This is a genomic window from uncultured Serinicoccus sp., from assembly GCF_947487915.1.
Lineage (GTDB): Bacteria > Actinomycetota > Actinomycetes > Actinomycetales > Dermatophilaceae > Ornithinicoccus.
The window spans coordinates 178,618-192,411 of sequence record NZ_CANKYH010000004.1; the positions used below are offsets into that span (position 1 = coordinate 178,618).

At 74.1% G+C, this 13,794-nt stretch carries 13 protein-coding genes; 12 read left to right on the top strand and 1 reads right to left on the bottom strand.

The window, feature by feature from the left end:
* The first annotated feature begins 4 nt into the window (after positions 1 to 4).
* From rpsB to rlmN, 7 genes are all read left to right on the top strand, one after another.
* Entirely contained in the window at positions 5 to 1,015 is a 1,011-nt protein-coding gene (gene rpsB, locus Q0795_RS06225; protein ID WP_298887983.1) for a 30S ribosomal protein S2, read from the top strand.
* A 32-nt stretch (positions 1,016 to 1,047) separates the two neighbouring features.
* Entirely contained in the window at positions 1,048 to 1,875 is an 828-nt protein-coding gene (gene tsf / locus Q0795_RS06230) for a translation elongation factor Ts (RefSeq protein ID WP_298751041.1), read from the top strand.
* A gap of 171 nt (positions 1,876 to 2,046) precedes the next feature.
* A complete protein-coding gene (locus tag Q0795_RS06235; protein ID WP_298887985.1) occupies positions 2,047 to 2,934 on the top strand; it encodes a hypothetical protein in 888 nt (295 codons plus the stop codon).
* 97 nt (positions 2,935 to 3,031) lie between these two features.
* Positions 3,032 to 3,805, top strand: a complete 774-nt coding sequence (gene pyrH, locus Q0795_RS06240; RefSeq protein ID WP_298888280.1) for a UMP kinase — start codon at positions 3,032 to 3,034, stop codon at positions 3,803 to 3,805.
* A gap of 56 nt (positions 3,806 to 3,861) precedes the next feature.
* Positions 3,862 to 4,428 carry a ribosome recycling factor gene (frr, locus tag Q0795_RS06245; protein ID WP_058892468.1) on the top strand — a complete coding sequence of 189 codons (567 nt, stop codon included), beginning with the start codon at positions 3,862 to 3,864 and terminating at the stop codon, positions 4,426 to 4,428.
* 28 nt (positions 4,429 to 4,456) lie between these two features.
* Positions 4,457 to 5,350: a phosphatidate cytidylyltransferase gene (locus Q0795_RS06250; RefSeq protein WP_298887988.1), complete on the top strand. Its 894-nt coding sequence runs from the start codon at positions 4,457 to 4,459 to the stop codon at positions 5,348 to 5,350.
* A 23-nt stretch (positions 5,351 to 5,373) separates the two neighbouring features.
* Positions 5,374 to 6,549, top strand: a complete 1,176-nt coding sequence (rlmN, locus tag Q0795_RS06255; RefSeq protein ID WP_298887990.1) for a 23S rRNA (adenine(2503)-C(2))-methyltransferase RlmN — start codon at positions 5,374 to 5,376, stop codon at positions 6,547 to 6,549.
* A 9-nt stretch (positions 6,550 to 6,558) separates the two neighbouring features.
* On the opposite strand, the gene Q0795_RS06260 is transcribed toward rlmN, so the two are convergent.
* Positions 6,559 to 7,770, bottom strand: coding sequence for an LOG family protein (locus tag Q0795_RS06260; protein ID WP_298887992.1), 1,212 nt, complete (start codon positions 7,768 to 7,770; stop codon positions 6,559 to 6,561).
* A gap of 115 nt (positions 7,771 to 7,885) precedes the next feature.
* On the opposite strand from Q0795_RS06260, the gene Q0795_RS06265 reads away from it, so the two are divergent.
* The 5 genes from Q0795_RS06265 to dxr all read left to right on the top strand — a co-directional run bounded on the left by Q0795_RS06265 (position 7,886) and on the right by dxr (position 13,785).
* Entirely contained in the window at positions 7,886 to 9,802 is a 1,917-nt protein-coding gene (locus Q0795_RS06265; protein WP_298887994.1) for an acetate--CoA ligase, read from the top strand.
* Between the two features lie 107 nt (positions 9,803 to 9,909).
* Positions 9,910 to 10,230, top strand: a complete 321-nt coding sequence (locus Q0795_RS06270; protein WP_298887996.1) for a hypothetical protein — start codon at positions 9,910 to 9,912, stop codon at positions 10,228 to 10,230.
* Positions 10,227 to 11,618, top strand: coding sequence for a hypothetical protein (locus tag Q0795_RS06275; protein ID WP_298887998.1), 1,392 nt, complete (start codon positions 10,227 to 10,229; stop codon positions 11,616 to 11,618). Before Q0795_RS06270 ends, Q0795_RS06275 begins: the two co-directional genes overlap by 4 nt.
* A complete protein-coding gene (locus tag Q0795_RS06280) occupies positions 11,615 to 12,544 on the top strand; it encodes a hypothetical protein (protein ID WP_298888000.1) in 930 nt (309 codons plus the stop codon). Before Q0795_RS06275 ends, Q0795_RS06280 begins: the two co-directional genes overlap by 4 nt.
* A gap of 17 nt (positions 12,545 to 12,561) precedes the next feature.
* Positions 12,562 to 13,785 carry a 1-deoxy-D-xylulose-5-phosphate reductoisomerase gene (dxr, locus tag Q0795_RS06285; protein WP_298888002.1) on the top strand — a complete coding sequence of 408 codons (1,224 nt, stop codon included), beginning with the start codon at positions 12,562 to 12,564 and terminating at the stop codon, positions 13,783 to 13,785.
* Positions 13,786 to 13,794 lie beyond the last annotated feature (9 nt).

The following is a 13,794-nucleotide window of genomic DNA, read 5'->3' on the forward strand; positions in this document are numbered from 1 at the left end:
CGGCATGGCCGTCGTCACCATGCGCCAGCTCCTGGAGAGCGGCGTCCACTTCGGGCACCAGACCCGTCGCTGGAACCCCAAGATGAAGCGCTTCATCATGACCGAGCGCAACGGCATCTACATCATCGACCTGCAGCAGTCGCTGACCTACCTCAACGAGGCCTACGACTTTGTCAAGCAGACCGTCGCGCACGGTGGGTCGATCATGTTCGTCGGCACCAAGAAGCAGGCCCAGGAGTCCATCGCCGAGCAGGCCACGCGCGTGGGGATGCCCTACGTCAACCACCGCTGGCTGGGCGGCATGCTCACCAACTTCCAGACCGTCTCCAAGCGCCTGACGCGCATGAAGGAGCTCGAGGAGATCGACTTCGACGACGTGGCCGGCAGCGGCCGCACGAAGAAGGAGCTCCTCATGATGCGTCGCGAGTACGAGAAGCTGTCCAAGACGCTGGGCGGCATCCGGGACATGCAGAAGGTGCCCTCGGCCGTCTGGGTCGTCGACACCAAGAAGGAGCACCTGGCCGTCACCGAGGCCCGCAAGCTCGGTCTGCCGGTCATCGCGATCCTCGACACCAACTGCGACCCGGACGAGGTCGACTACAAGATCCCGGGCAACGACGACGCGATCCGCTCGGTCACCCTGCTGACCCGCGTGGTCGCCGACGCGGTCGCCGACGGTCTCATCTCCCGCTCCGGCGGCAGCAGCGCCACCTCCGGCGAGGAGGCGGGCACCGCCAACGAGCCGATGGCCGAGTGGGAGCGCGAGCTGCTCGCCGGCTCCGAGGAGTCCGCGCCCACCGTGGGGGCCGAGCAGGCCACCTCTGAGGACGCGAACGCGGCCGCGGCCGGTGCCGAGGCCGAGGAGACGCAGGCGGCCGACGCCGCGACGGACACCGCCGAGGCGACCGAGGCCGCGGCGGACACCGCCGAGGCGAGCGAGCCCACCGAGGCCGTGGCCGAGACCCCCGAGGCGGGCGAGCCCACCGAGGCGGCCGCCGAGACCACCCAGTCCTGACCCCTCCCTCACGAAGGAGCTAGCAAGCACTCATGGCGAACTACACCGCCGCTGACATCAAGGCGCTGCGCGAGTCCACCGGCGCCGGGATGATGGACGTCAAGAAGGCGCTCGACGAGGCCGACGGCGACACCGCCAAGGCCACGGACATCCTGCGCGTCAAGGGCCTCAAGGGCGTGACCAAGCGCGAGGGTCGCTCCGCGACCAACGGGCTCGTCCGGGCCCAGGTCGACGGTGGCGTCGGCACCCTCGTCGAGGTCAACTGCGAGACCGACTTCGTGGCCAAGGGCCCGGTGTTCGGCGAGCTCGCCGACCGCGTCCTCGCCCAGGCCGTGGCCGTGCAGGCCGCGGACGTCGACGCCCTCCTGGCCTCGGACATGGACGGCAAGACCGTCAAGGACGTCCTGGACGACGCCAACGCCACCATCGGCGAGAAGATCGAGGTCCGTCGGGTGGCCCGCGTCGCGGGTGACCAGGTCGTGTCCTACCTGCACAAGACGATGCCCGACCTGCCCCCGCAGATCGGTGTCCTGGTCGCGACCTCCGGTGGCGACGAGCAGGTGGCGCGCGACATCGCGATGCACGTCGCGGCGTTCTCGCCCTCGGTCCTGACCCGGGACGAGATCGACGCCGACACGGTGGCCAACGAGCGCCGTATCGCCGAGGAGACCGCCCGCGAGGAGGGCAAGCCCGAGCAGGCGTTGCCCAAGATCATCGAGGGCCGGGTCAACGGCTTCTTCAAGGAGAACGTCCTCCTGGACCAGCCGTTCGCCAAGGACACCAAGAAGACGATCGCCAAGGTCGCCGAGGAGGCCGGCGCCGAGGTGACCGGTTTCGCGCGCTTCAAGGTCGGCGTCTGACACCAGCCTGAGCGCCGCTCCGCACCGACCGGAAGGCCGGGTCCGCACCGTCGGGCCCGGCCTTCCGGCGTCGGCGCGGGTCGTGGGCGCACGGGTATGCCGCAGCTGCAGGGATCCTGTCCGACCGGGGTCGAGGTGGTCGGCGAGGCCCGGGGGAGGCAGGATGAGGCGGTGTCCGCCGACCTGAGTGCCGAGCTGGTCGCCGTGGTGACGGCGGTCGACGACGACCGGCCCCTGGTGCTCACGTCGGGGGAGCGCCCCCGGCTCCCGGCCGGACCGCTGCGCTCGGAGCACCGCTCGATGCAGGCCGGGCTCAGCGCCTGGGTCGAGGAGCAGACGGGGCACCGGCTGGGCTACGTCGAGCAGCTCTACACCTTCGCCGACGGCGACCGCGAGGCACGCCGGGCCATCTCGGTCTCCTACCTCGGGCTGACGAGAGCCGTGTCCGGGACGCAGTGGCGGGACTGGTACGCCTTCTTCCCGTGGGAGGACCACCGCGCCACCGAGAGCCCGCGGACGTCGGGGGCCGGGCTGGTGGAGCGGACCGTGGCCCCGCTGCTGTCCGAGTGGGTGGCGCGCGCGCCGAGGGGTGGTCGCAGCGCCCGTCGGCGCCGGGCGGACATCTGTTTCGGGCTGGGCGGGCGCGCCTGGGCGCCCGAGCTGGCCCTGCAGCGCTACGAGCTGCTCTGGGAGGCCGGCCTCATCCCCGAGGCCGGGGCGTCCCTGGTGCCGGGCGACCCCATGGAGTCTGACCACCGCCGCATCCTCGCCACGGCGCTGTCCCGGCTGCGCGCGACGATCCAGTACCGGCCCGTGGTCTTCGAGCTCGTGCCCCGGACGTTCACCCTGGGTCGGTTGCAGCGCACCGTCGAGGCCCTCGCCGGGCGACGTCTGCACAAGCAGAACTTCCGGCGTCTGGTGACCGGGCAGGAGCTCGTCGAGGAGACGGGGGAGATCTCCCCGGACACCGGGGGGCGACCGGCCCGTCTCTACCGGTTCCGGCGGGCCGTGCTGGACGAGCGACAGGTGGCGGGCACGAAGCTCCCGACGCCGCGCTGAGGCAGCGGGGTGCTGGCCGGCGCGATCGCCGCACCCCGGTGCGTGTGGCAGGATCGAGCGACCGCCCAGCCTCGATCACCGGAGGACCCCCATGAGCATGACCACGACCGCGCCCGCGCACCGGACCGCGACGAGCCACGACCTGTCCTCCCAGCACCCGGGTCGGGCGCGTCGCGTCCTGCTCAAGCTCTCCGGCGAGGCCTTCGGCGGAGGGCACGTCGGCGTCGACCCGGACGTGGTCAAGGGGATCGCCCACCAGATCGCCGACGCGCACCGCGCCGGGGTGCAGATCGCCGTGGTCATCGGCGGGGGCAACTTCTTCCGCGGCGCCGAGCTCCAGCAGCGGGGCATGGAGCGGGCCCGGGCGGACTACATGGGCATGCTGGGGACGGTGATGAACTGCCTCGCCCTGCAGGACTTCCTGGAGAAGGAGGGGGTGGACACCCGCGTCCAGACGGCCATCACCATGGGCCAGGTCGCCGAGCCTTACATCCCCCGCCGCGCCATGCGCCACCTCGAGAAGGGCCGGGTCGTCATCTTCGGTGCGGGCGCCGGTATGCCGTACTTCTCCACCGACACCGTCTCGGCGCAGCGGGCCCTGGAGATCAAGTGCGACCAGGTGCTCATGAGCAAGCACGGGGTGGACGGCGTCTACACGGCGGACCCGCGCACCGACGACCAGGCCCGCAAGCTGGAGGAGCTGACCTTCTCCGACGCCCTCGTCGGCAACCTGCGCGTCGTCGACGCTGCGGCGTTCAGCCTCTGCATGGACAACGAGCTGCCCATGCTCGTCTTCGGCATGGACGGCGAGGACTCCATCACCCGCGCGATCAAGGGTGAGAGGATCGGGACACTCGTGACGGCGGGCTGACCGCCGCACCGCCCGCACCAGCCGCACCACGACATACCACGCAAGGAGCACCCACGATGTCCGAGGTCGTCGAGATGGCCCTCATGGAGGCCGAGGAGAAGATGGACAAGGCGCTGGAGGTGGCTCGCGAGGACATGGCGTCCATCCGCACCGGCCGCGCCCACCCGGGCATGTTCACCAAGCTCCAGGTCGACTACTACGGCGCGCCCACCCCGCTGCAGCAGCTGGCCAGCTTCAGCATCCAGGACGCCCGCACGGTGCTCATCACCCCCTACGACAGGTCGGCGATGAAGGACATCGAGAAGGCGCTGCGGGAGGCCGATCTGGGGGCCAACCCCAGCAACGACGGCAACGCCATCCGGATCGTCATGCCGCAGCTCACCGAGGAGCGCCGGCGTGAGTACATCAAGCTGGCCCACGCCAAGGGGGAGGACGCCAAGGTCACCGTGCGGCACGTGCGCCGGCACGCCAAGGACGTCATCGACCGGGCCGTCAAGGACGGCGAGATCGGTGAGGACGACGGCACCCGGGGCGAGAAGGAGCTCGAGGCCCTCACCCGGCGGCACGTCGAGGTCGTCGACGACATCCTCAAGCACAAGGAGGCCGAGCTGCTCGAGGTGTGAGCAGCTCAGCCCGAGGGGGAGGGACCCGATGACCGAGCCGAGCGCCACGGCCCCCGCGACGCCGGACCCCGTCACGCGGCGGGCGGCCCGGACGGCCCGCCGCCCGGGTCGCTCGGGCCGACCCTCCCGGGCCGGCCGCAACCTCCCCGCCGCCATCGGGGTCGGGGTCGGCCTGGTGCTCGTGATCCTGGCCAGCCTGGTCTTCTGGAAGGCCGCCTTCGTCTACCTCGTCACCGCCGCGGCGCTGGTCGGTGTCTGGGAGCTGGACCACGCGTTGCGCACGGGGCGGGTCGACCCGCCCCGGGTGCCGGTCTTCGTCTCGGTCGGACTGGTGCCGCTCGCCTACTACCAGGGGGCGGACGCGCTCGCGGTCGGCTTCGCCACCGCCACGGCGCTCATCCTGGTCTGGCGCAGCATCGGATCCCCGAGGGACGCCGCCCGCGACGTCGCCGGCGGTGTCTACATCGTCGCCTACGTCCCCCTGCTCGCCGCGATCGCCTCGCTCATGCTGGCGCAGCCGGACGGCGTCGGCCGGATCATCACCTTCATCCTGGTCACCGTGGCCTCCGACACCGGGGGGTATGCCGTGGGTGTGCTGCGCGGGCGCACCCCCATGTCGCCCTCGTTGTCCCCGAAGAAGTCCTGGGAGGGCTTCGCGGGGTCGGTCGCCACCAGCGCCGTGGTGGGTGCCGTGTGCGTGTTCCTCTTCCTGGACGGCGCCTGGTGGGCGGGTCTGGTGGTGGGTGCGTGCGCTGCCGCCTTCGCGACCGTGGGGGACCTGGCCGAGTCCGCGATCAAGCGCGACCTCGGCATCAAGGACATGGGCAGCATCCTGCCCGGGCACGGTGGCGTGATGGACCGTCTCGACTCCCTCGTCGTGACCGCACCCGTCTGCTGGGCGCTGCTGCACCTGCTGGTCTGAGTCCCTGAGACACTGGGAGGGCCATGACGACCGATCTCCCCGCCCCGACCGCCGCCCGACCCGTCCCCGGCCAGCTCACCTTTCAAGCGCCCCGCCGCGGCAAGGCCCCGACCCACCTCGCCGACCACGACCTGGCGGGGCGCAAGGAGTGGGCCACCGAGCTGGGCATCCCCGGCTTCCGCGCCGACCAGGTGAGCCGCCACTACTTCGAGCGGCTGGTCACCGACCCCGACCAGATGACCGACCTGCCGAAGGCCGGCCGGCGCGAGCTCGTCGAGGGCCTGCTGCCCCCGCTGCTCACCCCGGTGCGCGCCCTGTCCGCCGACGACGGTGCGACGCTGAAGCAGGTGCACCGGCTGCACGACGGCGCCATGGTCGAGTCGGTGCTCATGCGCTACCCCGGCCGGGTGACCATGTGCATCTCCAGCCAGGCCGGGTGCGGGATGAACTGCCCCTTCTGCGCGACCGGCCAGGCGGGGCTCACCCGCAACCTGTCGACCGCCGAGATCGTGGAGCAGGTCGTCGCCGCGGCCCGGGCGCTGCGGCACGGCCAGCTGGCCGGGGGGGAGGGCGACGGGGACGCCGCCGAGCAGGTGCGGGTCAGCAATGTCGTCTTCATGGGGATGGGCGAGGCGCTGGCCAACTACAAGGCGTCCCTGGGCGCGATCCACCGTCTCGTCGACCCCTCGCCGCACGGCCTGGGCATGTCGGCGAGGGGGGTGACCATGTCGACCGTCGGGCTGGCCCCGGCCATCGACAAGCTGGCTGGCGAGGGCATCCCCGTCACGCTGGCCCTGTCCCTGCACGCCCCGGATGACGAGCTGCGCGACGAGCTGGTGCCGATCAACACCCGCTGGAAGGTGGATGAGGCCCTCGACGCCGCCCGTCGCTACTTCGAGACGACGGGTCGACGGGTGTCCATCGAGTACGCCCTCATCCGCGACATCAACGACCAGGCGTGGCGGGCCGACCTGCTGGGCGAGAAGCTCAACGCGCGCGGGCGCGGGTGGGTGCACGTCAACCCCATCCCGCTGAACCCGACGCCGGGGAGCAAGTGGACCGCCTCCCGCCGCGGGGTCGAGCAGCAGTTCGTCGAGCGGCTGCTGGCCCACGGGATCCCCACGACCGTGCGCGACACCCGTGGCTCGGACATCGACGGCGCCTGCGGGCAGCTGGCGGCGACCGCCGAGCCCACCTGACGGCAGGCCTCAGCGCAGGAGGTCCGCGGCCTCCTGCACGGTGTCGACCAGGTGCAGGGCACCCGACATCGGCCGCCCGGCGGCGAGCGCTCCCAGCAGCGGCCAGACGGGCAACCGGGTCGTCCAGTGCTCCCGGCCCACCAGGACCACGGGGCTGAGCCCGTCCTCGGCGTCCACCTCGTAGTAGAGCCGGGTCGCCATCTGGAAGACCTCCTGCACCGTCCCGGCAGCCCCGGGCAGGACGACGAGGCCGTGCCGGGACCGCGCGAGGAGCAGGTCCTCGCGCAGCGCGTTGGAGAAGAACTTCGCGATGAGCTGGCCGAAGGCGTTCGGCGGCTCGTGGCCGTAGTACCACGTGGGGATGCCCACGCTGCGCAATCGGCGGGGGCCTGCGGCCTCGCCGGTCCCGGCCTCGGCCCGCAGCCGCAGCGCCGGCCGCGCCCAGTCCCCGATGTCCGGTGCGAAGTCGGGCACCTGCCCCAGCTCCTGCAGGGCCCGGTCGAGCACTTCCTCGTCGCCGGCCCAGGCCCCGAGGTTGGCGGCCTCCATGGCACCCGGACCGCCGCCGGTCAGGACCACGGCGCCGCCGACGGCGAGACGGTGGCCGAGCAGCGCCGCAGCGGCGAAGTCCTCCGTCCCCCGTCGCAGCGCGTGCCCGCCCATGACGCCGACGACCCTCCGGCCGTCCAGGGCGGCGACGAGGGCGTCGGTCATGGCGTCGTCGTGGATCGCGCGCAGCGCCGTGACGTAGGCGTCGTGGCGCAGCGTCGCGTCCGCGGACCAGCGGTAGGCGCGCGCGTCCGGGGTGCCGTCGTACCCGTGCTCGTCCAGGCCGGCGTAGAGCTCCTGCGCGGTGTAGAGGTGGGCCCGGTAGGGGTCGACGGGCGCATGCGGCGCGGCCGGGAAGACGAGGGCCCCGGCCCGGCGCAGGTGCGCCTCGATCTCGGCGTCCAGGCGACCGCCGAGCACCACCAGGTCGCCCAGGTCGTCGCGGGCCAGCAGCAGCTCGCGGTCGAGGGTGAGGTCCAGGCCCTGGACCCGCAGCGGCGGCAGCGGACCCTCGGCCTGCAGCCAGCGCCGCCAGGTGCCGGGGTCCTCGACCTCGCGGTGGTCAGGGCACGGGCGCGGCTCGACGCGGCCGTAGCGCACCTCGAAGGTCTCTCCCGCACCGACCGGCCGGTCGCAGACCTGCTCGCTGACCGGGCCCTGGCGCTGCTGCATACCGTGGGACCCTAGCGGCCGACGTCCGCGGCCCCCGGCACCGCCCGTCGCGCGCGCACGACCGCCCGGCGCCCGGTGCTGGCGCGCGGCCGTCCCGCGGGTGTGTGATGGCCCCATGAGCAGCGACGCCACCCCGCAGCAGGCCTACCGCGCGCAGGTCTCCTCCAGCCTCGCCGACCCCCGGGCGTTCTGGGAGCAGGCGGCGCGCGGCATCGACTGGATCCACCGGCCGCGCGAGGTCCTGGACGCCGGGGACGCCCCTTTCTACCGTTGGTTCCCGGACGGCACCCTCAACGTCTGCTACAACGCCCTGGACCGGCACGTGGTGCACGGTCGCGCCGACCAGACGGCCCTCGTCCACGACAGCCCGGTCACGGGGACCGTTCGCAGCTGGACCTACGCCGAGCTGCTCGACCTCGTGGCCCGCTTCGCCGGCGTGCTGCGCGACCTCGGGGTGGGCAAGGGCGACCGCGTCGTCGTCTACCTCCCGATGGTCCCCGAGGCGGTCATCACCATGCTGGCCTGCGCCCGTATCGGTGCGGTGCACTCGGTGGTGTTCGGGGGCTTCGCCCCGGCCGAGCTCGCCGCGCGCATCGAGGACGCGCGACCCACGGTCGTCGTCTCCGCCAGCTGCGGCATCGAGCCGAGCCGGGTGGTGCCCTACAAGCCGATGCTGGACGAGGCGATCGCCCGGTCGGCGCACCAGCCCGACCACTGCGTCATCCTCCAGCGCGAGCAGCTGACCTGCGAGCTCGGGGAGCGCGACCTCGACTGGGCCAGCCTCATGCACCCTGACGCCGTCGCCCCGGCGGCCTGCGTGCCGGTGCAGGCGACGGACCCGCTCTACGTCCTCTACACCTCCGGCACGACCGGGCGGCCCAAGGGGATCGTCCGCGACAGCGGGGGGTATGCCGTGGCCCTGCGCTGGTCGATGACGCACCTGTACGGCGTCCAACCGGGGGAGACGTGGCTGTGCGGCTCCGACGTCGGCTGGGTGGTCGGCCACTCCTACATCGTCTACGCCCCGCTGCTCACCGGGGCCACGACCATCCTCTTCGAGGGCAAGCCGGTCGGCACCCCGGACGCCGGGGCCTACTGGCGGTTGATCGCCCAGCACCGCGCGGTCGCGGCATTCACCGCCCCGACCGCGATCCGGGCCATCAAGAAGCAGGACCCGCACGCCGAGCTCGTCGCCGGTCACGACCTCTCCTCGCTGCGCGCACTCTTCCTCGCCGGGGAGCGCCTGGACCCGGACACCTGGCGGTGGGCGTCCGACCACCTCGGCGTCCCGGTCGTCGACAACTGGTGGCAGACCGAGACCGGCTGGCCGATCGCCATCAACCCGGTCGGCCCCGACGGCGCCCTGCTGGACATCCGCCCCGGCAGTCCGGGCCCGGCCACCGTCGGCTACGACGTACGCGTCCTCGACGAGCGGGGCGAGGAGGTGCCCGCCGGGACGGAGGGGGCGATCTGCCTGCGGCTGCCGCTGCCGCCCGGCACCCTGCCCACGCTGTGGCGGGACGACGAGCGCTACGTCTCCTCCTACCTGTCCGCCTACGACGGGTACTACCTGTCCGGCGACGGCGGCTACGTCGACGAGGACGGCTACGTCTACGTCATGGGCCGCACTGACGACGTGCTCAACGTGGCGGGGCACCGCCTGTCCACCGGCGCGCTGGAGGAGGCGCTGGCCGGGCACCCGGCGGTCGCGGAGTGCGCCGTCATCGGCGTGGCCGACGACCTCAAGGGGCAGGTGCCCCGGGCCCTGGTCGTGTTGAAGGCCGGGATCGACCCGGACGAGGCCGGCGAGGCACGCCTGCGCGAGGAGCTCGTGGACCGGGTGCGGGCCGAGGTCGGCCCGGTGGCCTCCCTGCGCCGGGTGGATGTCGTGGACGCGCTGCCCAAGACGCGGTCGGGCAAGATCCTGCGCCGGACGATGCGTCAGATCGCGGACGGCGACACCCCGATGGTGCCCTCGACGATCGAGGACGTCGCGGTCCTGGACGGGCTGCGGCCGGTGCTGCGGGGGTGAGCGCCCCCGGTCGCCTGTGGACAACTCCCCCCGGACGGCAGCGGCTGCCCTAGCCTCGGTATGAGTCGGGCCTGCCGGGCCCGGTGCGAGAACGAGGGGGAGCACACATGGGGTATGCCGTGCGCGTGGACGCCGAGCACCTGGAGGCGGCGGCCGGGGAGCTGGAGGCGGCCGGGGGAGTCCTGGAGGAGGTCGCCGACGGGCTCGCCCGCGCCCTGGTGACCGTGGCCGTGGCGGCCGGCGGTGGGCTGCTCAGCCGGGCGGCGACCGACGCCTGCGATCGCTGGCGCTCGGGGCTGCGCGAGGTCGCCGGACAGGGGGAGTCGCTTGCGCGGGCGGTGCGGCAGGCGCGGGCCGACTACCTGGGGCTGGAGCGGTCTCTGGCAGGGAGGTGGGCCGGTGGGCCGAGGACGGGGCCGGTGCCGTGAGCACCTCGGTGCTGGGGACGTCGCCGGAGGAGATGGAGCGCGCGGCGCTGCAGCTGCGGGCGGAGGGGGAGCGGATCGAGGCGGCGGCCGACCGCCTGCTGAGCGGGGCTCCGCAGGAGCCGGGGTGGTCCGGACTCGCCGCCTGGCAGGCGGCCGCGCGGACCCGTGCCGTGCACCGGGTCACCCGTGCGGCGGCAGCCCCGCCCCGGGAGGCGGCGGCGGCCGTCCTGGACTGCGCGGCCGCGGCACGGGTGGCGACCCGGGAGGTGCACACGTGGACCCGGCGGGCCGAGCGGGCCCGGGCCGAGGTCCTGGCGCTGCAGCTGCCGGGACCACCGCCCGAGCCGGGGCTCGAGCTGCTCCGGCGGCGCCGGATCGAGCAGCTGCAGCACGAGGAGGCGCTCGCGCGGCGCCGGGTCGCGGCCGCCGAGGACGAGTTCCGGGAGCGCGAGCGCGGTGCCGCGCGCCGGGTGGCGCAGGCCTGGGAGCTCGTTCAGGAGGTGCGCGACCTGGCCACCGCGCCCAGGAAGGCCGTGGAGGCGTTCGGGTATGCCTGGGGGACCGGTGAGCGGGTGGTCCGCACCACCCAGCTCGCCCTCCAGCTGGCCCGGGCCCGCTGGTCGCGGGCCGCCGACGTGCGGCGGCAGGCACGACGCCGCGCCGCGCACGCGTTGTCCCGGCTGCGCGCCCTGGTGCGGGTCCGCGGAGGGGCCGTCCTCGGGCGGGTGGCGCTCGTGCCGGGGCCGCACCGCCTGGTCACGGCCTGGCTCGGCGCGTGGGGCGACGTGCGTGACGGCGGCGGCTACGCCGGGTGGCGGGGCGAGGTGACGCGGGGGTTCGCGGCTGCCGGGATCCTCGGAGGGTTCATGGTGGTGCCGGGCACGTTCGTCCATCCAGCGGTCGGTGGGGCCGGCGTCGGCCTCCTCACGGCGTGGGCGGCCTGGTCGTTGGGCAACGCGGCGTGGGACGGCGGCTCGGCCCTCGTCCGGTATGCCCGGAGGCACGGCCCACCCTTCCTGCGGCGGACCGGTCGAGCGGTGGCGCTCGCGTCCCAGCGGGCCGCGAGGCGGCTCCAGGACGTCCGAAGGACCCTCCTCGACGCTCGGGCCGCAGCGCGCGCCGAGCTCGGTCGACGGGTGCGGCGCGCGGGGGAGGTGCTCGCTCCCGTGCTCGGTCCAGCGGGCGACCCGCGCCATCGGGTCGTGGGGCTGCCCGCGGGGAGGGTGCGGTTGCCCTCCGACGAGCTGGTCGACCGCGTCGTCGGTCGCCTCCCTGGGACGGAACCCGTCCGCGACTGGTGGCGTCGGGCGTTCGACCCACTGCTCATGCCGGTCGTCCGCGTGCCCGTGCTGCCCGGCCCGGTGCGGCTGGGACGGTGGCTACCGTGAGCGACCCGGACGGCGGGCCCGAGCCGGGGACCACCCCGAGCGGGCCCGGGACCACCCCGACCGGGCCCGGGACCACCCCGACCGGCACCGGCCCCCGGGGCGGACCGGTGCTGGTGGTGACGGCCGTGGAGCTCGAGCTGCTCGAGGACGCGCACGACCGGCTGCTCGACGCCACCGCCCTCGACGAGGGAGCTGCCCGGCACGGCCGCGTCACCGGCTCGGCACCGGGCGCCGACCCACCGGCGACCCCGGAGCGGGCCCGGCCGGCCCGTGCCGAGGCCCTGCTGTCGCTGCAGGGTCGCGGTCTGCTCGATGCCGACGGCGCGCTCACGACCGGGACCGCGTTCACCGACCTCGTGCTCGTCATGCTCGACGTCCGCCTGGCCGCCGAGGCCCTGCTCGTCGTCGAGCGGCGGTTCGCCGGCGCCGAGGAGCGCCCCGACCTGCGCCTGCTGCACCTCATCGCGGCCGGCGGCGTGGCCGAGGACCTGCACGGGGGTGGGTGGCACGGGTTCGACCTGCTCGTCGACCCGGGACAGCTCGCCGAGGAGGCCCTCGCGCCGGTGCTGCCCCCGGACGCGCGACCGGGTCGGGGTGAGCCGGTGGTCCTGGACCCGGAGGACCCGGACGCCGCGGCGGACGCGCTCGGGGCAGGCCTGCTGGCCGAGCTCACCCTCGCGCGGCCCGGCTCGGGGACCGAGGAGTCCGTCCTGCTCGCCGTCGGGGCGTCGGGCTGCCACGTCGCGTGGGCGCCCGGCACGCCGCGAGAGGGCCCGCCCACGGCCCGTGCGCCGGACGACCACCCCGCCGCACGGCCGACGCTGACCTTCGCACCGACGTCACCGGACGCGCTGCGTGCCGTGGTGCTCGAGTGGGTGTCGCGGGTGGTCGACCCGGTGCCGTCGCCCCGCCACGCGCCGACCTGACGGCGTCGGCAGGCACAATGACCGGTGTGAGTGCACGCACCCTGACCATCCTCGGCTCGACCGGCTCGATCGGCACCCAGGCCATCGACGTCGTCCGCGCGCACCCCGACCGGTTCCGGGTGCAGGCCCTGGCCGCGGGTGGGAGCGACCTCGGCCTCCTCGCCGCCCAGGCCGTCGAGCTCGAGGTCCAGCAGGTGGCCGTCGCCCGGGAGGACGACGCGGTCGCCGCCGACCTCGACGAGGCGCTGGCCGAGGCCGCCCGCGCGGCGGGCCGGCCGGCATACCGGCCCGAGGTCCTCACCGGGGCCGAGGGGGTGGTCCGGGTCTCCGGTGCGGGGGCCGACGTCGTGCTCAACGGGGTCACCGGCAGCATCGGCCTGCGACCGACCCTCGCCGCCCTGGGCGCGGGCAGCACGCTCGCCCTGGCCAACAAGGAGTCCCTCATCGTCGGTGGCCGCCTCGTCACCGGTGCCGCCGCGCCCGGGCAGATCGTGCCGGTCGACTCCGAGCACAGCGCTATCGCGCAGGCGCTGCGCTCGGGCAGGGCAGACGAGGTGCGCCGGTTGGTGCTCACCGCCAGCGGGGGACCCTTCCGCGGCATGACTCGCGACCAGCTGGCGGACGTCACCCCGCAGCAGGCGCTGGCCCACCCGACCTGGGACATGGGGCAGGTGGTCACCACCAACTCGGCGACCCTGGTCAACAAGGGCCTGGAGGTCATCGAGGCCCACCTGCTCTTCGACGTCCCCTTCGAGGCCATCGACGTGGTGGTCCACCCGCAGTCGGTCGTCCACTCCATGGTCGAGTTCGTCGACGGCTCGACGATCGCGCAGGCCTCGCCGCCGACCATGCACATCCCCATCGCGCTCGGCCTGGCCTGGCCGGACCGCCTGGCCGACGTCGCCCCGGCCTGCGACTGGAGCCGTGCCACGAGCTGGGAGTTCCTGCCGCTGGACGACGAAGCCTTCCCCGCGGTCCGGCTGGCCCGTCAGGTCGGCCAGGAGGGTGGCACCTTCCCGGCGGTCTACAACGCCGCCAACGAGGTGTGCGTCGCCGCGTTCCACGACGGTGCGCTGCCCTTCCCGGGCATCGTCGAGGTCGTGGGTCGGGTCGTGGGCGAGCACGCCGGGAACTCCACCGCCGCCGCAGGTGTTGACCTCTCGGTGGACCAGGTGCTGGCCGCCGACGCCTGGGCGCGGGCCGCCGCAGCCCACCGGATCCAGTCCCCCGGCCGGGGCTGAGGAGGAGGA